The 23,173-nt window shown below is 73.8% G+C and carries 18 protein-coding genes; 9 read left to right on the top strand and 9 right to left on the bottom strand.

The features are described from left to right. Position 1 precedes the first annotated feature (1 nt). Positions 2-601, top strand: coding sequence for a hypothetical protein (locus ACFYPH_RS00610; protein WP_387177897.1), 600 nt, complete (start codon positions 2-4; stop codon positions 599-601). Here the strand turns inward: ACFYPH_RS00610 and ACFYPH_RS00605 are convergent, their stop codons facing one another. Next, complete coding sequence (locus ACFYPH_RS00605) at positions 602-1,159, bottom strand: hypothetical protein (protein WP_387179282.1); 558 nt, start codon at positions 1,157-1,159, stop codon at positions 602-604. Positions 1,160-1,353: 194 nt separating this feature from the next. On the opposite strand from ACFYPH_RS00605, the gene ACFYPH_RS00600 reads away from it, so the two are divergent. Further along, a complete protein-coding gene (locus ACFYPH_RS00600; protein ID WP_387177894.1) occupies positions 1,354-3,915 on the top strand; it encodes an FtsK/SpoIIIE domain-containing protein in 2,562 nt (853 codons plus the stop codon). Positions 3,916-3,961: 46 nt separating this feature from the next. Further along, the gene (locus ACFYPH_RS00595) at positions 3,962-4,663 is read left to right on the top strand and encodes a hypothetical protein (protein ID WP_363936110.1); all 702 of its coding nucleotides are present in this window, start codon (positions 3,962-3,964) and stop codon (positions 4,661-4,663) included. 131 nt (positions 4,664-4,794) lie between these two features. On the opposite strand, the gene folE is transcribed toward ACFYPH_RS00595, so the two are convergent. The 4 genes from folE to ACFYPH_RS00575 form a co-directional block, all read right to left on the bottom strand. After that, a complete protein-coding gene (gene folE, locus ACFYPH_RS00590; protein WP_355065033.1) occupies positions 4,795-5,460 on the bottom strand; it encodes a GTP cyclohydrolase I FolE in 666 nt (221 codons plus the stop codon). A gap of 35 nt (positions 5,461-5,495) precedes the next feature. Further along, positions 5,496-7,514 (bottom strand): ATP-dependent zinc metalloprotease FtsH, encoded by a 2,019-nt coding sequence (gene ftsH / locus ACFYPH_RS00585; RefSeq protein WP_354860803.1) that lies wholly within the window; start codon positions 7,512-7,514, stop codon positions 5,496-5,498. Between the two features lie 529 nt (positions 7,515-8,043). Further along, on the bottom strand, positions 8,044-8,619 hold the full coding sequence (gene hpt, locus ACFYPH_RS00580; protein ID WP_354860805.1) for a hypoxanthine phosphoribosyltransferase: 576 nt from the start codon (positions 8,617-8,619) through the stop codon (positions 8,044-8,046). A 100-nt stretch (positions 8,620-8,719) separates the two neighbouring features. Further along, positions 8,720-8,869: a hypothetical protein gene (locus tag ACFYPH_RS00575; protein ID WP_354860833.1), complete on the bottom strand. Its 150-nt coding sequence runs from the start codon at positions 8,867-8,869 to the stop codon at positions 8,720-8,722. Positions 8,870-9,007: 138 nt separating this feature from the next. Between ACFYPH_RS00575 and ACFYPH_RS00570 the strand changes: the two genes are divergently transcribed. Then, a complete protein-coding gene (locus tag ACFYPH_RS00570) occupies positions 9,008-9,988 on the top strand; it encodes a helix-turn-helix domain-containing protein (protein WP_355064924.1) in 981 nt (326 codons plus the stop codon). Here ACFYPH_RS00570 and tilS read toward each other — a convergent pair. The 3 genes from tilS to dacB form a co-directional block, all read right to left on the bottom strand. Further along, entirely contained in the window at positions 9,975-10,967 is a 993-nt protein-coding gene (gene tilS, locus ACFYPH_RS00565) for a tRNA lysidine(34) synthetase TilS (RefSeq protein WP_387177889.1), read from the bottom strand. The genes ACFYPH_RS00570 and tilS overlap by 14 nt on opposite strands. A gap of 10 nt (positions 10,968-10,977) precedes the next feature. Further along, positions 10,978-12,048: a zinc-dependent metalloprotease gene (locus ACFYPH_RS00560; RefSeq protein WP_363936098.1), complete on the bottom strand. Its 1,071-nt coding sequence runs from the start codon at positions 12,046-12,048 to the stop codon at positions 10,978-10,980. Positions 12,049-12,151: 103 nt separating this feature from the next. Then, positions 12,152-13,636: a D-alanyl-D-alanine carboxypeptidase/D-alanyl-D-alanine-endopeptidase gene (dacB, locus tag ACFYPH_RS00555; protein ID WP_387179280.1), complete on the bottom strand. Its 1,485-nt coding sequence runs from the start codon at positions 13,634-13,636 to the stop codon at positions 12,152-12,154. A 526-nt stretch (positions 13,637-14,162) separates the two neighbouring features. On the opposite strand from dacB, the gene ACFYPH_RS00550 reads away from it, so the two are divergent. Next, the gene (locus tag ACFYPH_RS00550) at positions 14,163-14,669 is read left to right on the top strand and encodes an inorganic diphosphatase (protein WP_039907066.1); all 507 of its coding nucleotides are present in this window, start codon (positions 14,163-14,165) and stop codon (positions 14,667-14,669) included. A 31-nt stretch (positions 14,670-14,700) separates the two neighbouring features. Here ACFYPH_RS00550 and eccD read toward each other — a convergent pair whose 3' ends face one another. Further along, positions 14,701-16,104, bottom strand: coding sequence for a type VII secretion integral membrane protein EccD (eccD, locus tag ACFYPH_RS00545; protein ID WP_387177886.1), 1,404 nt, complete (start codon positions 16,102-16,104; stop codon positions 14,701-14,703). Between the two features lie 101 nt (positions 16,105-16,205). Here eccD and eccCa point away from each other — a divergent pair, with 101 nt between their 5' ends. From eccCa to ACFYPH_RS00525, 4 genes are all read left to right on the top strand, one after another. Then, the gene (eccCa, locus tag ACFYPH_RS00540; protein ID WP_387177883.1) at positions 16,206-20,180 is read left to right on the top strand and encodes a type VII secretion protein EccCa; all 3,975 of its coding nucleotides are present in this window, start codon (positions 16,206-16,208) and stop codon (positions 20,178-20,180) included. Between the two features lie 77 nt (positions 20,181-20,257). Continuing rightward, entirely contained in the window at positions 20,258-21,589 is a 1,332-nt protein-coding gene (gene mycP, locus ACFYPH_RS00535; RefSeq protein ID WP_355064917.1) for a type VII secretion-associated serine protease mycosin, read from the top strand. Between the two features lie 52 nt (positions 21,590-21,641). Further along, a complete protein-coding gene (locus ACFYPH_RS00530; protein ID WP_355064915.1) occupies positions 21,642-22,433 on the top strand; it encodes a phosphatase PAP2 family protein in 792 nt (263 codons plus the stop codon). 37 nt (positions 22,434-22,470) lie between these two features. Continuing rightward, positions 22,471-23,166 carry a phosphatase PAP2 family protein gene (locus ACFYPH_RS00525; protein WP_354860819.1) on the top strand — a complete coding sequence of 232 codons (696 nt, stop codon included), beginning with the start codon at positions 22,471-22,473 and terminating at the stop codon, positions 23,164-23,166. Positions 23,167-23,173: the final 7 nt, after the last annotated feature.

Genomic DNA, 23,173 nt, shown 5'->3' with positions numbered 1-23,173 from the left:
CATGACCGGACCGATGCCGGACCCGTTCGCCGACCAGCCCGACTGGGCACCCCGGCCGCCCCGCCCACTGACCATCGTGCCCGCGACCGGACGCGTGGAGCTACGCGGGCAGCGGGTGCTGGTCGGTCTGCCCGGGCTCGGCTGGCGAGGGGATCTGCGCGCGGACGACCGCGTCGTGCAGGGTGCCCGGACCTACGTGCCGGTCATCCCCGAGCACGAGTGGTACCGGGCCGAGGCCGACCAGGTCGAGGTGTTCGCGCCGCTGGTGCCGGTGGAGCGGGTCTGGGTGGAGACGATCTGCGAAAGGCCCGGATCGGAGGGCACCCGGGACACCGGAATCCGGCTGGTCTCGCTGGACGGGCCGTCCCATCGGTCCCCCACGCCCGTCTTCGAGGCGGACGCGGTCACCGGACGCCGGGTGGTGCACGTCGAGGGTGGGCTGGAACACCGGGACATGCGGGCCGTCACCGAGACCTACTCGGGGGCCGAAGGCGACATCTGCGTGCGGATCACGCCCGAAGTGGAGTGGTACCGCTGGGCCTGGCGTGGCCAATCACCCACCACCCTGGAGGTTCCGGTCCATCTGCTGTGGATCGAGTGATCAAGCCGCCGGTTGCCCGCCGCATACTCGCCACCCTTTGCCTAACCGGGTGTTGAATTGCCAGGACTGTCGCTCGCTTTGCCTTATGCCGTCCACCAAGGCGGAAATGACCAGAGTGACCTGAACATCAGCAACGTCGCCTTGCTTCTGAAAGCCGAGGCTGCCCCAACTGACCGAAATCGTGACCCTAAAGCGATCCTCACGCGTGAGCAGGTCGGCTCGTAGCGCGCGAAGTGGCTCCAGTTGCGTCCCGCCCTCGCACGTGTACTGGTCGGCTCGTGCGTCGTTGCGGTCCACGAGAAATGCGCGTAGGTAGTTGTCGACGACCACGTCGGGGGCGCTGCGGTCGGGGGCGGCCGCGCGGTTGTACAGCACGTACCCCGTCGCCACAGCACCGAGGCAGAGCAGGGCGAGCACCCCACCGACCACGGTGAGCACCGTACGCAGTCGGCGGCGGCGCGGTTGTGGCGCCGGCGCTGGCGGGGCCGGCGGCAGCTGCTCGGACGGGGTCCGTTGGGCCGGTACGCGGGAGACCTGGGAACCGGCGGGGGGCTGCACTGATTCCACCTCCTGAAGTTAACGGCTGGACGGCCCGGAGCCAATGCCTCAGATCCAGCGGATCGTGACGGACCCCTCCCCACCGGTGAGATCCGCGACAACACCGGCGCACCACCGCGGTACCTCCCGGAGGAGCGGCTCCGGCTGGGATACCGTCACTGCTCGGGGAGGGGTTGCCAACCTCGGGTGAGGGGGTGGACACGGTGGCCGGTCCGAAGGCACGCACGAACCGAGCGGCGGCGCTGCACCGCCGGGCCGCAGCTGTCGTGACCGCCGCCGCCGGCATCCTCGACGAGACTCGACCGGCCCCCGCGGATCAGCGCCGCCAGTACGAGTTGGCCGACCGACTGCGGGTGGTTGCCGCGCGGCTGGCCCCGGGCTGGTCCGGGGCCAATCTGGACTCGCTCACCGTGGATTCTCCGGCGGGTGACGGCCCGCCGCCCTTCGTGCGGGTGGGTACGGCGGCACCGTTGGATGACGCCCGTTTCCCCGCGCTCGTGCCGTTGATCGGGGCCGGGCACCTGAGTGTGGACACCGATGCGCGGGAGCCCCGGGTGGCGGGGCTGCTGCGGGCCGTGCTGCTGCGGTTGCTGGGCGGGGCGCCCGCCGGGGCGCTGCTGGTGCGCGCGGTGGACGCCACGGGTGCGGTGCTCACGCCGTTCGGCGCGCTGGCCGATGCCGGGCTGCTGCCGCCACCGGCGGTGGACGTGGCGGGTCTGCGGGCGGTGTTGACGGAGGCGGAGCAGTGGGTGACCCCGGGTGCGAGCGGGCGTCGTCGCCACGACCGCACCCTGCTGCTGGTGGTCGCCGCGTTGCCGGAGCTGACCGGTCCGACCGACCTGGCGCGGATCGAGGCGCTGGCCGAGCAGGGGCCCACGGCCGGCCTGCACCTGGTGGTGGCCGGTTGGCCGCCACCGGGCCCGTACGCGTCCCGGGCACCGTTGCCGCAGGCCACCTCACTGGTGCTGCGCAACGCGTACGCGCTGCTCGGCGACCCGCCGGGGGCGTCGTTCGCGAGCCCCGGGGCCGAGCCACCGGGCGGGTTGAACTCACCGGTCTTCGTGGAGACGGACCCGCCGGCGGATCTCGTCGACGCGGTCTGTCGACGGCTCGCCGCCCAGGTGGAGGCGGGCTCCCGGTTGGCACTGGCCGATCTCCTGCCGGCGACGGGTGAGCGGCTCTGGGAGGCGGACTCCTCGGACAGCCTCACCACGATGGTGGGTGACGCCGGGGGCCGGCCGGTGCCGCTGGGCTTCACCGAGTTGACCCCGCACTGGTTGGTCAGTGGCCGGTCCGGGGCGGGACGTGCGGCGTTCCTGACCACCGCGCTGCTGGGGCTCGCCGCCCGGTACGGCCCGGACGACCTGGCGCTCTACCTGGCGGATCTGGGCGACGGTGAGTCGTTCGTGGAGTTTCTGCAGACCGAGCGGGACCGCTCCTGGATCCCGCAGGTGCGGGCCGCGGCCATGGCCGCCGACCGGGAGTACGTCCGCGACCTGCTCGACCAGCTGACGGCCGAGGTGCAACGCCGCGCGGAGGCGGCCGGGCGGGCCGGTGGGCAGCGCTTCGCGGAGCTGCGCCAGCACCGCTCGCTGCCCCGCATCGTCTGTGTGGTGGACAATGTGCCGCTGCTCTTCGCCGAGCGGGATCGGCTGGCCGCCGAGCTGACCGCGCAGGTGGATGGGCTGGCGCGCGCCGGTCGGGCGTACGGCGTACACCTGGTGCTGGCCGGCGCGGGCGAGCTGGGATTAAGTGGCCGCGCGGACGCCGGGCACCGGGATTCGGTTCTCGGACAGTTCCCGGTGCGGGTGGCGTTGCCGGGCGGCGGCCCGGTGTTGGAGCCGACCAACGACTCGGCCGCGGGGCTGCCGGTGGGCAGCGCGGTGGTGAACACCGCCGGAGGGCTCGGTGGTCCCCGGGGCGCGATCCGTGGCCACGAGCGGTTGATCCGGCACCCGGATCCGCTGGACCATCCGGAGGTCGTCGAGCAACTGCGGCACGAGCTGTGGGAGGCTCGGCCGGCCGGCTCGGCGCCGCCGGTGGTGTTCGCCGGCTACGCTCGCCCGCTGCTGAGCAACGATCCGCGCCACCGGGCGGCTCTGGCGGGCCAGGCACACGGACCGGCCGCTCTGCTCGGCCGGGCGGTGGACGTGGCCCGTACGACGGTTGCCGTTCCGATGGGGCCAGCGGCCGGGCGCAACCTCGCGGTGCTGGGCTCGGGGCCGGCGGCGGGTGGCCTGTTGGCGACGGCGGCCCGGAGCACCGCGGCTCATCATCCGCCGGGCACCGCCCGGTTCCTGGTGGCCGCGCCGGACCAGGGGGCACGCCCCCTGGCGGAGGCGTTGACGGCCGAGCTGGCCGCCCGCCATCCGGCGTGCCTGGTGGACGTGCCGACGCTGCTCGCGGACACCGATGGGGAGCTGCCGACGTACCTGGTGGTCTTCGGGTTGGATCGGCCCGGGCCACGGGAGTTGCCGGCCGACCGGTTGCGCGCGCTGCTGCGGGACGGGCCGCCGGCGGGCCGGCACCTGCTGGGCTGGTGGCGGGCGGTGCCGCCGTTCGCCGCGCTGCTGGAGCCGGACGGCGAGGTCGACAAGCTCGCCGCCGTCGTGGTGCTGGACGTGCCGGCGGCGCAGCTCGCCGCCGTCTTCGGCCGGCCGGTCCAGTGGCGGGCACACCCGGACCGGGCGGCGCTGTGGGACGGTCCGGACGAGCGGGGCACGGTCCTGGTGCCGTTCGCCGACAAGGTGGGGTGAGCCGGCGGTGCACGCGGGAGGTGTCGGTGTGGGGTCGAACGTTACGGTGACCGGGCCGGGGCGGCAGCGGACCGCCGGGGCGGACGGCGATGGCACGCCGGCGGCCGTGGAACCCGTCAGCGGCTGGGCCGAGTACCTGGCGGCGGCGCGGCAACTGGATGCGGTCCGGCGCGGCGCGGCTGCCGCCGCCGGTGAGCAGGCCCGCTCGGCGGAGGCCGCCCGGGAGGAACTGACGGTCGTGCGTGCCGGGCTGGCGAGTCAGCAGGAGCGGCTGCGGGAGCGAGGCGTACCGGCAATCTCGCTGGTGCCGTCGCCGCCGGAGCTGACCGAGGCGGCCCGGTCGATGGTCGGCGGCCCGGCCGCAGTACTGGCGGCGCTGCGGGCCGCGCGGGGTCGGGCCGAGGCCGCGGACGCGGCGTTGGCCGCGCGTCGCGGCCTCCGACCGGCCTCCTGGCCCACGCGGGCCCGCAACCTCCTGGTGTACGGGCCGTTGGCGCTGCTGGTGCCGCTGATCCAGGTCATCGTGTACGCGACGACGGGTACGGGCCCGGCCAGCGTGACGGCCCTGATCGGCGGCCTTCCGATGCCGGCGGTCGCCTTCGTCGTCGGCTGGGTGGGTGTCGGTCGGCTGTTCCAGGCGAGCCCCGACGAGCGGCTGGACCGGACGGTGCGCCTCGGTGCGCTGGTCTGCCTGGTGCCGGCGGTGCTGGTCACGGCCGGCCTGCTCCTGGCCCTGCTGGCCGGCTGACCGGCTGACCGGCTGACCGGCTGACCGGCTGACGAGCGGACCACCCCGCAGACGCGACGGCCGGCCACCCTCAAGACGCGACAGCCGGCCGTCCCGGAAGGGGGCGGACGGCCGTTGTCGCGTCCGGGAGGTCAGCGGGGAATGATCAGCGCCATCGCCTCGGCCCGCGACTTGGAGTCGGACTGCAGGACGCCGCGCACCGCCGACGTGATGGTCTTGGCACCGGACTTCTGGATGCCACGCATCGCCATGCACATGTGCTCGCATTCGAGCACGACGACGACGCCACGCGGGGCGAGCTTGCTCATCAGCAGGTCGGCGACCTGCGAGGTGAGCCGCTCCTGCACCTGGGGTCGGCGGGCGAAGACCTCCACGAGGCGGGCCAGCTTGGACAGGCCGGTGATCCGCCCGTCCGGGCCGGGGATGTAGCCGATGTGCGCGCTGCCGCGGAACGGCAGCAGGTGGTGCTCACAGAGGCTCATCACGTCGATGTCCCGGACGATCACCAGCTCTTCGTGGTTGGCCTCGAAGGTGGTGCTGAGCACCTGGGCCGGGTCGACCCGCAGGCCGGCGAAGAGTTCGGCGTACGCGCGGGCAACCCGGGCCGGGGTCTGCTGGAGCCCGTCGCGGTCCGGATCCTCGCCGACCGCGATCAGGATCTCTCGGACGGCCTTCTCGATCCGGCCGAGGTCGACGGCGTCCTCCACCGGGCGACCGGTCAGCTTGCCGCTGATCAGCCGCGCGGCCACGTAGTCCAGTTCGTCGTCGCCGTCGGGTTCGGTCGCGGAGACGGCCAGCTCCCGGTGAGGGGAGCTGGCCGTCGGGTCGTTGCTCAGTGCGTACCGTCCGAGTTGTTGGACGGTGCCCCACCGCCGACCGACGCCTGCGCGCCGTCGGCCTGGGCCTGCGCCTTGAGCTTGTCCTTCTCCGCAGGGGTGAGCACGGGCGGCTCGGTGGAGGGCTGGCGCTTGCCGAAGCCGTTGTACGGTGCCAGCGGCGGGCGCTTGACCACCCGGGAGCAGATCCGCGCCATGTCGGCCGTGGAGAGGGTTTCCTTCTCCATCAGCTCGAGCACGATGTTGTCCAGGACGTCCCGGTATTCCACCAGGATCTCCCAGGCCTCGTCGTGCGCCAGCTCGACAAGTGCCCGCATCTCGCCGTCGATCTCGGCGGCCACCGAGTCCGAGTAGTCCCGTTCGTGGCCCATGTTGCGGCCGAGGAACGGCTCGTCGCCGCTGGTGCCGTACTTGATCGCGCCGAGCTTGGAGCTCATGCCGTACTGGGTGATCATCGCGCGGGCCAGTTGGGTGGCCTTCTCGATGTCGTTGCCGGCACCGGTGGTGGGCTCGTGGAAGACCAGCTCCTCAGCGGCCCGGCCGCCCAGGGCGTACGCCAGGGTGTCGATCATCTCGGCACGGGTCTGGGTGTACTTGTCCTCGGTCGGGAGCACCAGGGTGTGGCCCAGCGAGCGACCACGGGACAGGATCGTCACCTTGTGCACCGGCGCGGCGTGCGGCAACGCCCAGGCGACCAACGCGTGGCCACCCTCGTGGTACGCGGTGATCTTCTTTTCGTTGTCGCTCATGACCCGCGTCCGTCGCTGCGGACCCGCGACCACCCGGTCAATCGACTCTTCGAGCGAGTCGTTGCTGATCGCCCGCTGCTCCTTACGAGCGGTGAGCAGGGCCGACTCGTTGATGACGTTGGCCAGGTCGGCACCGCTGAAGCCCGGGGTGCGTCGCGCCACCGCGTCGAGGTCGACGTCGGGGGTGAACGGCTTGCCCTTGGCGTGCACCCGCAGGATGGCCTTGCGGCCCTCCATGTCGGGGGCGTCCACCGGGATCTGCCGGTCGAACCGGCCCGGGCGCAGCAGCGCCGGGTCGAGGATGTCCGGCCGGTTGGTGGCGGCGATCAGGATCACGCCGCCCTTGGTGTCGAAGCCGTCCATCTCGACGAGCAGCTGGTTGAGCGTCTGCTCGCGCTCGTCGTGGCCGCCGCCCATGCCGGCGCCACGGTGCCGGCCGACAGCGTCGATCTCGTCGACGAAGACGATCGCCGGGGCGTTGGTCTTGGCCTGCTCGAACAGGTCGCGGACCCGGCTGGCGCCGACACCGACGAACATCTCGACGAAGTCGGAGCCGGAGATGGAGTAGAAGGGCACCCCGGCCTCGCCGGCGACCGCGCGGGCCAGCAGCGTCTTGCCGGTGCCGGGCGGGCCGAACAGCAGCACGCCCTTCGGGATCTTGGCGCCCAGGGCCTGGTACTTCGCAGGGTTCTGCAGGAAGTCCTTGATCTCGTACAGCTCTTCGACGGCCTCCTCGGCACCCGCGACGTCCGCGAAGGTCGTCTTCGGAGTGTCCTTGGTGATCATCTTCGCCTTGGACTTGCCGAAGTTGAGCACCCGGGAGCCGCCGCCCTGCATCTGCGACATGAAGAACAGCAGCAGGAGCACGAGCAGCGCGATCGGCAGCAGGTTGACCAGCAGGCTCACCCAGATGCTGTCCGACGAGACCTTGGCGTCGGCCGGGCCGGTGACCCGGTTGGCCGCCTTGGCGTCCAGCACCTGGTTCCAGATCTCGTCCCCAGCCTGGTACGGGAACTGGGCCTCGATCCGGTCGGTGTTGGTCTCACCGAACTTGGTCTTGTTCTTCAGGTCCAGCTGGAGCGTCTGCTCCTTGTCCTGGAAGACGACCTTGTTGATCTGGGCGGTGTGGAGCTGGTCGAGCGCAACGGAAGTGTCCACGCGGTGGTAGCTGGGACCAGCGGTGAACAGCTGACTGAGCACAACGGCGCCGAGGATGACCAGGATGATCCAGACCACCGGTCGGCGGAAGAAACGCGTACGTTCCATACTGTTGTCGAGCGCCGGAGCGCCCGCATCCTCCTGATCGACGTCCTGACCGTCTGATGGTGTCGCCGCCCTGGGCGGCGTCGGAGCCGCCGTGCGGGCCGGCCTCGACCCCGAGGCGCGAAAACTGCCGCGCCGCGGTCATTCGACGGTACACCGTGTACGCGAGGAGTGAGCTTGCGAGCCCCGCAGTGGTGTATCAATCGAAGGCCCCGTGTACGCGAGGAGTGAGCCCGCGAGCCCCGCCCTCGGTTCTCCGTCGCCATCGACGACGGGCTCCGTGAGCGGCCTCGCCAGCCCCGCACCAGGACGTACGGCGGGTCCGGGCAAGAACCGGCGTGGCGGGGAATCCAGCCCGGCCACCCGCACGCCCGGTCACGCGGTCGAGGAGCCGGGCACGGAGTTGCCTCCGCGCCACCGGGCTCCACGGTAACCGGAACAGCTGGGAGCCCGCTGAACGTCGGCTTGACGAATACCGATGCGAGTTGCTCTCACGCCGCCGGGCGCGACCCGTCGGGACGGTCGGTCGGCGTCAGGACCGGGCGTAGACCTCGGGCTTGAGCACCCCGACGTAGGGCAGCTCCCGGTACCGCTCGGCGAAATCGAGGCCGTACCCGACCACGAACTCGGTGGGGATGTCGAAGCCGACGTACTTCACGGCCACCGGCACCTTGACCGCCTCCGGCTTGCGGAAGAGCGCGACCACCTCGACGCTCGCCGCCGAGCGCGACTCCAGGTAGCGCAGCAGCCAGGAGAGCGTCAGGCCGGAGTCGACGATGTCCTCCACGACCACGACGTGCCGGCCGGCGATGTCCCGGTCGAGGTCCTTGAGGATGCGGACCACTCCGGAGGAGGTGGTGCCCTGGCCGTAGGAGGAGATGGCCATGAAGTCGAGTTCGGCCGGGGGGCCGTTGCGGCCCAACGCCCGGGCGAAGTCCGCCATGAACATCACCGCGCCCTTGAGCACGCAGACCAGCAGCAGTCCGTCGCCCACGTGGGCGTAGTCGGCGGAGACCTGCTTGGCCAGCTCCGCTGTCTTCTCGCGGATCTGCGCCTCGGAGATGATCACGTGGTCGATGTCGGCGTCGTACCAGGAGCCGTCAGCCATGACTCCTAGCCTGCCGTACGTCGGATGGCCTCCGTCGGCGGGGCCGCACCTTTTGGTGCGGTCCCCCCGGGGATCTTCGGCGCAAAGGGCATCAAACGCATCAGCTGGTGCGAGACCGCCAGCGGCGGCCGTCCTCGCTGGGCTTCCAGTCGGCCGAGTCGTGGCTGTCCGCGGTGAGGCCGGCCGCCGAGGCGGCGACGAGCAGGACGAGGAACAGGAGGAGGAGCAGGAACTCCATGGCGGCGCTCACTTTCGCATGGTTGCTGTCGGTTTCGCCGCCGGTGCGCACCGGACTGAGACCAGTCTGCGCCGACTCCCGCCGGTCGGACAGTGGCAGAGATGCCACTGGTCATCGATTTACTGCCACCTCTCGGGTTACCCTCGTCACATGCTCCGATCCGTCGCCGTCCTCGCCCTCGACCAGGTCGCTCCCTTCGAGCTCGGTGTGCTGGCCGAGGTGTTCGGCACCGACCGGACGGCCGACGGCTTCCCCGCGTACCGCTTCGACGTGTGCAGCCCAGACGGCGCTGCGGTCCGGACGTCCGCCGGCTTCCACCTCACCCCGAACGCCGACCTCGGCCCGCTGGAGGAGGCCGACCTGGTGGCCGTCCCCGCGCACAGCGCGGGCACCGTCATTCCCGACCCGGTGCTCGACGCGCTGCGCCGGGCCGACGCGCGCGGCGCGCACCTGTTCAGCGTCTGCTCCGGCGCCTTCCTGCTCGGTGCGGCGGGCCTGCTGGACGACCGGGAGTGCACCACCCACTGGCGCTACGTCGACGAGCTGCAGCGCCGGCATCCCCGCGCCCGGGTGCGCTGCAACTCGCTGTACGTCCAGGACGGTCGGCTGCTCACCAGCGCCGGCACGGCGGCCGGCATCGACGCCTGCCTGCACCTGATCCGCCAGGTGCACGGCTCGGCCACCGCGACCCGGCTGGCCCGGCGGATGGTGGTCCCGCCACACCGCGACGGCGGCCAGTCGCAGTACGTCGAGGCGCCCATCCCCCGGGCCCCCGAGGCGCCGACCCTGGAGCCGGTGCTGGAGTGGCTGATGGGGCACCTGGACCGGACGATCACGGTGGAGGAGCTGGCCGCCCGCGCCGGCATGGCCCCGCGCACGTTCGCCCGCCGGTTCCGCGCCGAGACCGGCACCACGCCGCACGACTGGCTCACCAACCAGCGGGTGCTGCTCGCCCGACGGCTGCTGGAGGAGACCCCGTTGAGCGTGGAGGCCGTCGCCGACCAGGCCGGCTTCAGCGACGCGGCCGCGCTGCGCCACCACTTCAGCCGCCGGGTCGGCGCCACCCCGCACAGCTACCGGACCACCTTCCGGGACCGGGCGGACGGCGCCGGGGCTCTCAGCCCGAGCTGAGGGCCGTCAGCCGGTCGCCACGACGGAGTACGCGGACACCCCCGGGCAGGTCGGTGGGACCCTGACCGTGCCAGTCGGTGACCAGGGCGTCCAGAGCGGCGACGTGCCGGTGCGACAGCGCCCCGGGCACCGCGCCCAGCTCCCGCGCCCAGGCGTGCAGCACCCGACCGCGTACGGCGGCGGTCAGACCGGCCAGCTCCGGCACCGCGAGCCCACCGGCGGGGTGCCGGGCCGCCGCCAGCGCCGTCGCCGCCGTCTCGTCGAGGGCGGCGTTGTCCGCCGCCACCAGTCGGGCGGTACGCGCCAGGTTGTCCACCACGCCCGGCCCGAGCGCCCGCACCAACGCCGGCAGCACGTCGGCCCGCACCCGGGAGCGGGCGTACGACGGGTCGGTGTTGTGCGGGTCCTGCCACGCGCTGAGACCAAGCGCGGCACAGGCGGCGCGGGTCTGCTCCCGACCGATCTCCAGAAGCGGGCGCAGCAGCGGCACCCCGGCCAGCTCCCGCCGGCTGGGCATCCCGGCCAGCCCGCGTGGACCGGCGCCCCGGGCGAGCGCGAGCAGCACGGTCTCCGCCTGGTCGTCGCGGGTGTGCCCGGTGAGCACCGCGACCGCCTCGTGCTGCCGAGCCGCCTCGGTCAACGCCTCGTAGCGGGCCTCCCGGGCCGCCGCCTCCGGGCCACCCGGACGCCCGGCCACCCGCACCCGCACCGCCACCACCGGGGCGAACCCGGCCTCTCGGGCCCAGCCGGCCACCGCCTCCGCGCGCTGCGCCGAGCCCGCCTGCAGGCCGTGGTCGACGGTCACCAGGCCGGCGGTCCGGCCCAGGCGGGGCGCCACGAACACGGTGGCCGCCGCCAGGGCGAGTGAGTCGGAGCCACCGGAGCAGGCGACCAGCACCGGGCCGCCGGACGGCAGGTGAGTCAGCGCGCGGCGGACCGCCACCCGGATCGCGGCCACCGGCGGCGCGAGCGCGCCCATCGACGGACGGTCAGCCAGCGGCCGGTACGGTGCCGGCCGGGCCGTGCACCCGCGCCACCCAGGCGTCCGGGTCGCCCAACTCGGACAGCCGGGGCAGGGTGAGCGGCGAGTTGAAGATCGAGTTGAAGCCCTCCATGCCGACCCGCTCGACCACGCCGTGCACGAACTTGCGGCCCTCGGCGTACTGGCGCATCTTGACGTCCACCCCGAGCAGCCGGCGGATCGCCTTCTCCAACGGGTTACCCGCCTCGCGCCGGCGGTTGAACGACGCCCGGATCCGCTCCACGCTCGGGATCACCTGCGGGCCGACGCCGTCCATCACGAACTCGGCGTGCCCCTCCAGCAGGGTCATCAGCGCGGTGAGCCGGTCGAGGACGGCCCGCTGCGCCGGGGTCTGGACAATGTCGAGCACGCTCGTCCGGCTCTCCGGGTCGCGGACCGCCTCGGACAGCGTCGCCACCCCGCGCCGCAGCCGCTCGACGAGGTGCTCGCCGCCGCTGGACGAGGCGTCGACGAACGCCTGCACCTCGCTGAGGAAGTAGGCCCGCATCCACGGCACGGCGGTGAACTGCGTCCGGTGGGTGACCTCGTGCAGGCAGACCCAGAGCCGGAAGTCCCGGGGGTCGGCGCCGAGCTTGCGCTCCACCTCGACGATGTTCGGCGCCACCAGCAGCAGTTGGCCCGGGTCGGCGGAGAAGACCTCGTACTGGCCGAGCACCCGGCCGGAGAGGTAGGCCAGCACGGTGCCGGCCTGCACCCCGGTCAGCCGGGACCCGATCGCCTCGGTGAGCGCGCCGGGTTGCTTGTCGCCGGACAGCCGACCGACCAGCGGAGTGATCACCTCACGCAGCCCGGCGATGTTGGTGGCCGCCCAGTCCCGGCGGTCGACGACCCGCACCGGCGGGTGTGCCACCTGCGCCCGCAGCCCCGTGTAGTCGGCCACGTGCCCGGCCGCCTCGTCGGTCAGCCGACGCAGGTCGCCGACCACGTCGGTGGCCTCCGAGTACGACACCCGGGGGCCCGACTTGCTCAACGCCCCCGCGGTCGCGGCGGCCAGATCCCAGTCCACGAACTGCGCCATGAACCCACCGTACCCGCGTCGCGACACCCCGGCCCGGGCTCGCGTCGGCGATCGACGCCGGTCGCGCGCCCGGCGCCGGCCGGAAACCCCGCCCCGACGCTCGTCAGCGGCAACCGCAGCCGGCCAGCGCGGCGGCGATGCGGTCCAGCGCCGGTTGGGCGGTGTCCGTCCCACCGGGCACCCTGTCGGTGAGCACCGCGAACGTGAGCAGTCGGCCGTCGGCGGTGGTGACCAGGCCGGCGATGGCGTGCACCCCGGTCAGGGTGCCGGTCTTGGCGCGGACGGCGCCCGCCCCGCCGGCGGTGCCGGGAGCGCCCCGGTACCGGTCGCCCAGCGTGCCGGACCAGCCGCCCACCGGCAGACCGCCGAAGACGCCGGCCAGCTCCGGGTGGTCCGGGCTCGCGGCCAGCCGGATCAGGTCGGTGAGCAGTGACGGGCTGATCCGGTTACGGCGGGACAGGCCACTGCCGTCGAAGAGGGTGATCTCCTCGGCGGGCAGGCCCAGCGCCGCCACCTCGGCGTCCATGGCGGCGGCGGCACCGTCGAACGACGCCGTCTGGCTGCGGGCCAGCGCCACCTGGCGGGCCAGCGCCTCGGCCAGCAGGTTGTCACTCTCGCTGATCATGATGTCCACCAGCCGGATCAACGGCGGCGACTGCACCACGCCCAGCTCCGTACCGGGGGGCGGGGTGCCACCGGCGGCGGTCGCCAGGGCCGGGGCGGTGCCCCGCTTGACGGTGCTGGCCGGGACGCCGAGCAGTTGGGCGAACGACCGGCCGGCGGCGAGGTCCGGCTCGGCGACCCGCTCGGCGCCACCGGCCTCGGCACCCGGGTCCTTGCGCGCACCGTCGGTCATCAGCGCGGTCACCGCGCCGCCGTACCCGCCGGTCGGGATGTCGTCGTCCCAGCCGGGGCCGTACACCGGGCCGGAGTAGATCGTGCCGTCGACGGTGACGCTGGTCGGGGCCGTGCCGCCGAGCGCGGTGCGCACCTGCGCGGCCAGGTCGTCCAGGCGTGCCGCCCCGGGGTAGTAGCCCTTCTTGTCCACCGCGAGCGTGGGGTCGCCGCCCCCGACGATCACCACCTCGCCGGGCTTGGCGCCGGCCACCGCCCGGGTGGGGATCCGGTACCCGGGCCCACGGGCGGCCAACACGGTCACCGCGGTCGCCAGCTTCGTCACCGAGGCGGGCACCGTCCCGTCGTCCGCACCCTTGGCGAACAGCGTCTGACCGGTGGTCACGTCGGCCACCGAGACGTTCACGCGGTCGCCCAGGGCGGGGACACCGACCAACGGGTCCAGCGCGGCCCGTACGCCGTCGGGCGCGGGCAGCGGGGCGTTCGGGTCGGGCCCGTCCAGCACGTCCGCCGGATCGGGTTCCACGGCGGGGCCGGCGGCGGTCGGCGCGGACGCCGCATCCTCGCCCAACCAGCCGGCGACCGGGCCAGGCCGGGTCACCACGACGCCGACACCGGTCAGCACCAGCAGCAACACCACTGCCAGCACGGCCACCAGCCGCCCCCGGCGGCGCGGCGAGGTCGGCGGCGCGGAGGGCGCTACCGGCGGCTCGGCGTCGGCCGGCGCCGGCAACGCGGAGATCGGCGGGCCCAGCGGCGGTACGCCGGTCGGAATGCGGACAGTGGGGCCGTCACCGGACGGCGCGCCACCCCGGGCCGGACTGGTCGGGGCGGGACTGGTCGGGTGTGCGCCGCTCGGCGGGGCGCTCGTGGGATGGTTTCCACCGCCCAGGACCGGGAAGCGTCCGCTGTTCGGCCCGGCGGAATTCGCCTCCGACGGGTGCCACGGCAGCGGCGGAGGCCGCTCCGGCGCCGACTCCTCGGGCGCCCGGGGAAGGTGGGCGTCGGGCACCGGGACCCGCCCGGTGGCGCCGCCGGAGCCGGATCGCCCGGTACCACGCGCGGTGCCCCCGTCCGGGCGGTAGTGTGAATCTTCCCTCCCCACGACCCCCTCCTCCCCCAGCGAAAATCGGCTTGGGTGACACTACTTCGGTCCGAAGACTATGCGGTGGCCGGAGTCGGCGGGTGGGCATTCACCTGTCCGGAGGGCGCCACCAGTGGTTCCGTTAGCCAGCGTGGGCAGACGAGGGAGCGTGCAGATGGATTTCGACGTGACGGTTGAGATCCCCAAAGGTCACCGGAACAAGTACGAGGTGGACCACAAGACCGGCCGGATCCGGCTGGACCGCACCCTGTTCACGTCCACCCAGTACCCGGCCGACTACGGGTTCATCGAGGAGACGCTGGGCGAGGACGGCGACCCGCTGGACGCGCTGGTGCTGGTCCCCGAACCGACCTTCCCGGGCTGCCTCATCCGCTGCCGGACCATCGGCATGTTCCGGATGACCGACGAGAAGGGCGGCGACGACAAGGTCCTCTGCGTGCCCTACGAGGACCCCCGCCAGGAGCACCTGCGCGACATCCACCACCTGGGCGAGTTCGACCGCCTGGAGATCCAGCACTTCTTCGAGGTCTACAAGGACCTGGAGCCCGGCAAGTCGGTCGAGGGCGCGACCTGGGTCGGCCGCACCGAGGCCGAGGCCGAGATCCGGGCCTCCTACCAGCGGGCCCGCGACGCCGAGGCGCGCGGCGAGTCCACCCACTGACGAACGCTTACCGACCGGGCCCGGGAGCCGCTCAACCGAGCAGTCCCCGGGCCCGGTCGTACAGGTCGAGCACCGCGCAGGCGACCGGCACCACGGCGACCACCAGGGCCGTGTCGGTGAGGTCCGCGACCCTTCCGAGGTACGGCGAGACCGCGCGCCGGGCGTACCCGGTGCCGGCGGCCACGGTCACCAGGCCCAGCGCCGCGCCACCGAGGACCAGCGCCAACCGGCCGGTGTCGTCGGCCCGGTCGACCAGCACCGCACCCAGCACCGCGTAGCCGGCGAGTCCGGCGAGCACCGTCGGCACCCGGTGCCGCAGTGCCACGAACAGCCGCGACCGCAGCAGCAGCACGGCCGAGACCACCGCCACCAGCACCGGCCCGGCCGTCCCACCGGCCACGCCGAGGACGACCGCCGCGCCCACCGCCAGCACGGCGTGCCCGAGCAGCATCCCGGTCAGCACCTCCTCGGTGCGGGTGACTGCCGCGTGCACCCGACCCCGGTCCGGCAGGTCCCGGGGGCGCTCCGGCTCGGCACCCGACGCGGCGGCCGGCAGGGTGATCGGCGGCAACGGCAGCTTGCCCAACCGGATGGCGAGCAGCGGGATCGCCCCGAGGGCGAAGACCAGCGCGCTGAGCAGCACCGCCGCCGTGCCCGCCGGGGTCAGCAGCAGCGCGCCGAGCGCCGCGCCGGCACCGAGCAGACCGACCGTGACGCCGGCCACGAAGACCCGCAGTCGGCTGGCCACCCCGAGCAGACCGACCAGCGCCACCAGGAGCAACGCCACCGAGCCGGTCAGCAGCTCGGGTGCGCCGACCCAGCGCATCGGCCCGAGCGGGCCGACCGGATCACCGGAGCCGATCGCCAGGGCGCCGGCCACGAAGGCGTACGGCAGGGCGTAGCCGCCGAGCGTCGCCCCGGCGACGCCGTCGCCGTTGGCGCGGGAGGCGACCGCGCCGGCCACGGTGAGCAGCAGCGCCACCACCGCCGCCGCGAACCAGCCGCTGGGCAGCGTCGGACCACCGGCGAGCAGGGCGAACAGCCCGACGGCGAGCGGCACGGCGGCACCGGCCAGGCCGGCGACCCGGGTGGCGTCTGGTGACCAGGCCCCACCCCGTCGGCGGGCGCCGTCGGCGATCGCCTCCACCACGTCGTCGTACTCCAACTCGGGCCAGTGGGCGCGGGCCGGCACCAGGTGCAGCACCTCACCGTCGCGGACCCCCTGCGGCAGCAGCGCCTGCGCCGTCGCCAGCAGCGCCCCGTCGGTACGACGCAGCACCCAGCCGCCGTGCCGCTCGCCGTCGTCGGCCAGGCCCTCGCCGGCGTGTCGGAGCACGTCGGGCAGCAACTCGGCCAGGGGCACCTGCTCCGGCAGTGCGACGTCGACCCGCCGTTGCGGCGCGCTGATGGTGACGCGGGCCAGCCCGGTTGTCATCGAGTGATCTCCATATCGAGGGGGATCGGAGGCTGCGCGGACGACAGGACTTTACCTACGATGAGCCAGGCTCGGGTTACCCAGCGCTGTCAGGAGGCCGAGTGTCCACTGTCGTCATCAAGCGCCCGCCGCGTCGGCCGGCGCCGGAGATCCCCGTTGGTGAGCTGCCCGTCGAGGCGCCGCCGGAGATCCCCGCGGTGGCCGGCGGACGGTGGCAGCAGATGCTGATGGTGCTGCCCATGCTCGGCGGCACGGTGGCGATGGCGATGATGTTCGGCCGGGGCGGCGGCGCCTACTCGTACGTGGTGGGCGGGATGTTCGGGCTCTCGTCGCTGGCGATGCTGGTCACCTCGTGGGGCAGCGCCTCGGGCACCCCGAAGAAGTCGGAGATGATGGCGGCCCGCCGGGAGTACCTGCGCCACCTGGCCACGCTGCGCCGCCGGGTCCGGCAGACCGCCGGGCAGCAGCGGGCCGGGCTCTACTACCGACACCCCGACCCGGGTCGGCTGTGGTCGACGGTGGACAGCCGCCGGGTCTGGGAACGCCGCCCCGCCGACCCGGACTTCGCTGTGGTACGCGTCGCCGTCGGGCCGCAGACCCTGGCCACCCCGCTCGTCGGGCCGGTCACCCGACCGCTCGAGGAGCTGGAGCCGATGACCGCCGGCGCGCTGCGCCGCTTTCTGGACGCGTACTCCGTGGTGCCGGAGCTGCCGGTGGCCCTGTCGCTGCGCAGTTTCGCCCGGGTGCACGTGCGGACCGCCGCCGGTGGCCCGGCCAGCGGTGGGCCGCCCACCGGCGACCCGGCCGCCCAGGCCCTGGCCCGGGCGGTGCTGACCCAGTTGGCCGTGTTCCACGCCCCCGACGAGCTGCTGATCGCGGTCTGCGCCGGCCCGGAACGCCGGGCGGACTGGGAGTGGGTGAAGTGGCTCCCGCACGCGCACCATCCCTCTCGCACGGACGCGCTCGGGCCGGTGCGGCTGGTGACCTCGTCGGCCGCGCAGCTGGAACGGCTGCTCGGTGACGTGCTGGCCAGCCGGTCCCGGTTCAGCCCGGCCGGACCGGCCACCGACGGCCCGCACGTGGTGGTGGTCCTCGACGGCGGTGACCTGACCGGCGCCACCGACCTGACCGGCGACGGCGGCATCGACGCGGTCACCGTGCTGGACCTGGACACTCCGCCGCCCCGCCTGCTCGACCGGTACGCGCTGCTGTTGGAGCTGCGCGGCCGGCGGCTGCACTCGTGGTCGGTGGAGGGGCACGCGGAGGTGGGCACCGCCGACCACCTCGACCTCGCCGACGCCGAGGCGGTCGCCCGGCGGTTGGCGCCGCTGCGGCTGGCCGGCACGGCCCGCGGCCCGGACGCCCCGCTCCAGGTCGAGCTGGGCCTGCCGGAGCTGCTCGGCCTCGGCGATCCGGAGAGCTTCACCGCCGAGCAGGGCTGGGCGCCGCGCTCGGCCCGGGACCGGCTGCGGGTGCCGATCGGGGTGGGTGTCGACGGCGGCGCCATCGAGCTGGACCTCAAGGAGTCCGCCCAGGACGGGATGGGCCCTCACGGCCTGCTCATCGGAGCCACCGGGTCCGGCAAGTCCGAGCTGCTCCGCACGCTGGTGCTGGGGTTGGCGGCGACGCACAGCAGCGAGCAGCTCAACTTCGTCCTGGTCGACTTCAAGGGCGGCGCCACCTTCGCGCCGTTCGACCGGCTGCCGCACACCGCCGCCGTGATCACCAACCTGGCCGACGCGCTGCCCCTGGTCGACCGGATGGTCGACGCGATCAACGGGGAGCTGGTCCGCCGGCAGGAGCTGTTGCGCCGCGCCGGCAACTTCGCCAGCGTGCGCGACTACGAGCGGGCCCGCGCCGCCGGCAGCCCGCTCGCCCCGCTCCCGTCGCTGCTGCTGATCTGCGACGAGTTCTCCGAACTGCTCTCCGCCAAGCCCGACTTCATCGACCTGTTCGTGCAGATCGGCCGACTGGGCCGGTCGCTGGGCGTGCACCTGCTGCTCGCCAGCCAGCGCCTGGAGGAGGGCCGGCTGCGCGGGCTCGACACCCACCTGTCGTACCGGATCGGGTTGCGCACCTTCTCCGCGCTGGAGTCCCGGACGGTGCTCGGCGTGCCGGACGCGCACGAGTTGCCCCGCTCGCCGGGCCACGGCTACCTGCGGGCCGGCACCGATCCGCTGGCCCGTTTCAAGGCCGCGTACGTCTCCGGAACGGTGCGCCGCCGGGCCGCGACGGCGGGTGCCACTGCCGGCGGCGGCGCCCGCCTGCTCACGTTCACCACCCACGCCGTGCCGCTGCCCGAGCCGGCCACCCCGGCCCTGACCATGGCGGCCGAGGACGAGAGCGACCGGGAGACCCTGCTCGACCTGCTGGTCGATCGGCTCGTCGGGCAGGGCCCGCCCGCCCACCAGGTGTGGCTTCCGCCGCTCGGTGAGCCGCCGGCCCTGGACGAGCTGTTGGGCCCCGTCGAGGTGGACCCGGCGCGCGGGCTCACCGTGGGCAACCCCGAGCTGCACGGCGCGCTGGGCGTGCCGGTGGCGGTGGTGGACCGGCCGTTGGAGCAGCGCCGGGACCTGCTCTGGCTGACCCTGGACGGCGCGGCCGGGCACGTCGCGGTGGTCGGTGCGCCGCAGAGCGGCAAGTCCACCGCGCTGCGCACGCTGATCTGCGCGTTGGCGCTCACCCACACCCCGGCCGAGGCGCAGGTCTACTGTCTCGACTTCGGCGGCGGTGGCCTCGCGGCGCTGCGCGATCTGCCGCACGTGGGCGGCGTGGCCGGCCGCGCCGATCCGACCGCCGTGCGGCGCACGGTCGGCGAGATGACGACCCTGCTGGCCGAGCGGGAGCGCCGATTCGCCGAGCTGGGCGTGGAGTCGATGGCCGTGTACCGGCAGCGTCGTGCCGCGGCGGGAACGACCAGCCAGCCGGGCGCCGACCCGTTCGGCGACGTGTTTCTGGTGATCGACGGCTGGAGCACCGTCCGCGGCGAGTACGACGACCTGGAACCGCTGGTCACCGACCTGGCCACCCGGGGTCTGTCGTACGGGGTGCACGTGGTCGCCACGGCGCTGCGCTGGCTGGATTTCCGCCCGGCGATCCGGGACCTGTTCGGCTCCCGGTTGGAGCTGCGCCTCGGCGACCCGGCCGACTCCCTGGTGGCCCGCCGGGCGGCGGCGAACGTGCCGGAGCGCCCCGGCCGGGGGGTGACGGCGGAGAGCCTGCACTTCCTCACCGCGCTCCCGCAGCTCGCCGCCCCGGGCGCGGGCACCGCCGACCTCGTCAAACGGATCGCCGACAGCTGGGCCGGCCCGGCGGCGCCCCGGGTCCGGCTCCTCCCGCCGGTGCTGCCGTACGCCGACCTGGATCTCGCCGCGACGACCGGGCTGCGGCTGCCGATCGGGATCGCCGAGGCGGACCTGCGGCCGGTGCTGCTCGACTTCGCGAGCGAGCCGCACTTCGTGGTCTTCGGGGACGCGGAGTGCGGCAAGTCGACGTTCCTGCGGGCGCTGGCCGCCTCGATCACCACCCGGTTCACGCCGGAGGAGGCCCGGGTGATCCTGGTCGACTACCGGCGCAGCCTGCTCGGCGCCATCGAGACGCCGCACCTCATCGGGTACGGCACCGCCGCCGCGCACACCGCCGACCTGGTCGAGTCGGCCGCCGGATACCTGGAGCGGCGGGCTCCCGGGCCGGAGGTCACCCCGCAGCAGTTGCGGGACCGCTCCTGGTGGTCGGGGCCGGAGCTGTTCGTGCTGGTCGACGACTACGACCTGGTGGCGGCGGGGCCGGCGAACCCGTTGCGGGCCCTGGAGGAGCATCTGCCGCACGCCCGCGACGTCGGGCTGCACCTGGTGCTGGCCCGCCGCTCCGGAGGTGCGGGACGGTCCCAGTACGAGCCGATCGTGCAGCGGCTGCGGGAGCTCTCCACCGCCGGGCTGGTGATGGCGGGCAGCCCCGAGGAGGGTGCGCTCGTCGGCCCGGTGCGGCCCGGGCCGCTGCCGGCGGGCCGTGGTCGGCTGGTCACCCGGCGGGAGGGCGTACGCCTCGTTCAGCTCGCACATCTGCCGCCACCATGACCTGTCTCGGTAGTTCCTCCCGTGACGGGTGGGGAAACCGGTAATCTCCGATCGTCGTGGTTCCGTCGTCGGATTGAATGGCTGGGGATGTGACAGGGGTTCGGCACAGCGGTCCGGCAGTGGCCCGGCGGGCCGGCCGGGCGCTGCTCGGTGTGGCGGCGATGCTCGCTGTCGCGGTCCCGACCGCCGCACCCGTCGCCGCGCCCAGCAGCGGCGGGCAACTCGCCGGCGCGTCGGTGGCGCTCGCCCCCGGTGACAGCGTCGCCCGCACCGACCAGGTCCGTGACGAGCAGTGGCAGCTCGACGAGTTGCGGGCCGACACGGCCTGGCGCACCTCGACCGGCCGGGGCGTGACCGTGGCGGTGGTCGACTCCGGTGTGGACGCCAACCATCCCGACCTGGCCGGCCAGGTGCTGCCCGGCCTCGACCTGGTCGGGCCCGCCGGCGGCGCCGGGCCGGATCCGGTCGGTCACGGCACCACTGTCGCGGGCCTGATCGCCGGGCGTAACGACGACAAGCGGGGCGTGGTCGGCCTGGCGCCGGACTCCCGGATCCTTCCGGTCCGCGTGCTGGACGAGCGCAACAAGTACGACGACGCCCTGATCGTCGCGAAGGGCGTCCGCTGGGCGGTCGACAACGGCGCCCGGGTGATCAACCTGTCGCTGGGCGGCAGCGGGGACAGCCCCGCCCTGGCCGCGGCTCTGGACTACGCGTTCGCCCGGGACGTGGTGGTGGTCGCCTGCACCGGCAACCTGGCCACGTCGACCGACTCCAAGGTCTGGTACCCGGCTCGTGAGCCGGGCGTGATCGCGGTCGCCGGGCTGGAGCGCAGCAGCGACAACCTGTGGTCCGGGTCGATCACCGGCCGGGCGACCGTGCTCACCGCCCCCGCCACCAACCTGGTCGGCGCCCGCCCGGCCGACGGGTACTGGCGGGTGCAGGGCACCAGCTTCGCCGCGCCGTTGGTGGCCGCCACCGCCGCGCTGGTCCGGTCCCGCTTTCCGGACATGCCCGCCGGCGAGGTGGTCAACCGGCTGCTGGCCACCGCCCGTGACCTCGGCCCGACCGGCCGGGACGACCGCTTCGGGTACGGGGTGGTCGACCCGGTGGCGGCGCTGACCGCGGACGTTCCCCCGGTCACCGCCAATCCGCTGGACGATCTGACCTCGCCGGGCGTGGTCGGCTTCGGTCCGGCCCCCGGTTCGGGCGACAACGGCCCGGTCAGCGGCGCCGGCAGCGACCCGCTCGGTTTCACCGCTCCACGGCAGCAGACGGGGTGGACGGCCCGGCCGGCGGGCGTGCCGGACGAATCCGCGCCGGAGCAACTGTGGACCGGGGTTGTGCTCTTCGCCGCCCTGGTGACCGGCGCGGCGCTGATGGTGCGCCGGTTCCGTCAGCGCGCTCGCTGAGCGCCGCTGACGGCAGGTCTGATTGCCCGGCGGGTGGGGTAGAACCGTCCGCATGAGCACGCCCGCCCCCCGTAGCCTCGACACCACCCGGCGCCCGTCCTGGCGGCGCCGCCGCCTCGACCCGGACCACTCGTTGGGTCTGCGGCTGACCCTGGCGGCGACGGCGGCGTTCCTGGTGCTGGTGCCGTTCGCCCTGCTCGCGCTGCTGGTGCTCGGTGCGTGGGCGCCGCTGCACCGGCTGGACACGACGATCACCGACGCGCTGCACGAGCACGCGGTGGACCACCCGACCTGGGTCGCGCTGATGGAGGTCTGGAGTGCGGTGTTCGCGCCCATGCCGCTGCGGGTCGTGGCCCTGCTCGTGGTGATCTGGCTGCTGCGCCGGCAGGCTCGGCGGCTGGCCCTCTGGGTGACCACGACGATGGTGGTCGGCGGGTTGATGGGTCCGCTGCTCAAGTTGCTCGTCGGCCGGGACCGGCCGGAGCTGCTCGATCCGGTGGCGCGGGCCGCCGGCTACTCGTTCCCCTCCGGGCACGCGCTGAACGCCACCCTGGCCGCCGGGGTGCTGCTGCTGGTGTTCCTGCCGTACGTCCGACGCTGGGCCTCGCGGGTCGCGCTCTGGGTCGCCGCGCTGCTGCTCACCGTGGTGACCGGGGTGAGCAGGGTCGCGCTCGGTGTGCACTTCACCAGCGACGTGCTCGGCGGTTGGCTGCTCGGCGTGGCGGTGGTCACGGCGACCACCGCGGCGTTCACCAGTTGGCGGGCGCACACCGGCCTCCGACCGGTCCGGCCGGTCCGCGACGGCGTCGCGCCCGAGGTCGAGCGGCAGCCGGACAAGACCTGAGGCGTGACGACGACGCCGACCGGGTACTGGCCCGCTCATGTCCGACACCGTGGTCCAGATCGTCCGGCGGGTGCTGCTGCCGGTGTCCCTCCTGTTCGGTTTCATGGTGCTGCTCGGGGTGCTGGTCACCCGCGTGTTCGCCCGGACCTGGCCGTTCACCGTCGAGGACGCGGTGAATCGGGAGTTCGCGGGTGACCGCACCGGCGGCTGGAACGACGTCTCGCTGGTGTTCAGCACGCTGGCCAGCACCCAGATGATCGTCGTGGTCACTGTGCTGGTGGCGCTGGCGCTGCGGCTCTGGCTGAAGCGCTGGCGGGAGCCCCTGTTCCTGTGCGCGGCGGTGACCGCCCAGGCGCTGGTGTTCCTGCTCACCACGATGGTGATCGACCGGCAGCGGCCGGCGGTGGAGCACATGGATGTCTCGCCGCCCACGTCGAGCTTCCCGTCCGGGCACACCTCGGCGGCCGTGGCGCTCTACGTCGGTATCGCGGTGCTGATGGCCCTGCGGGCGCGCAGCACCGGAGCGAAGGTCGCCTGGTGGACGCTGCTGCTGATGGTGCCGGTGGGTGTGGCGCTGACCCGCATGTACCGGGGGATGCACCACCCGAGCGACGTGGTGGCGTCCTTCCTCAACGGCGGCGCCTGCGTCGCGATCATGGCCCGGGCGGTGCTGGACCGGGGACTGCGCTGGGGGCGGACCAAGCTGCCGCTCGCCGCACCGGCCCGGACCTGATCCGGCG

Source organism: Micromonospora sp. NPDC005252 (assembly GCF_042872475.1).
Lineage (GTDB): Bacteria > Actinomycetota > Actinomycetes > Mycobacteriales > Micromonosporaceae > Micromonospora.
Note: the sequence above shows the minus strand (reverse complement) of the source record. Positions and strands in the feature narration are given on the sequence as shown.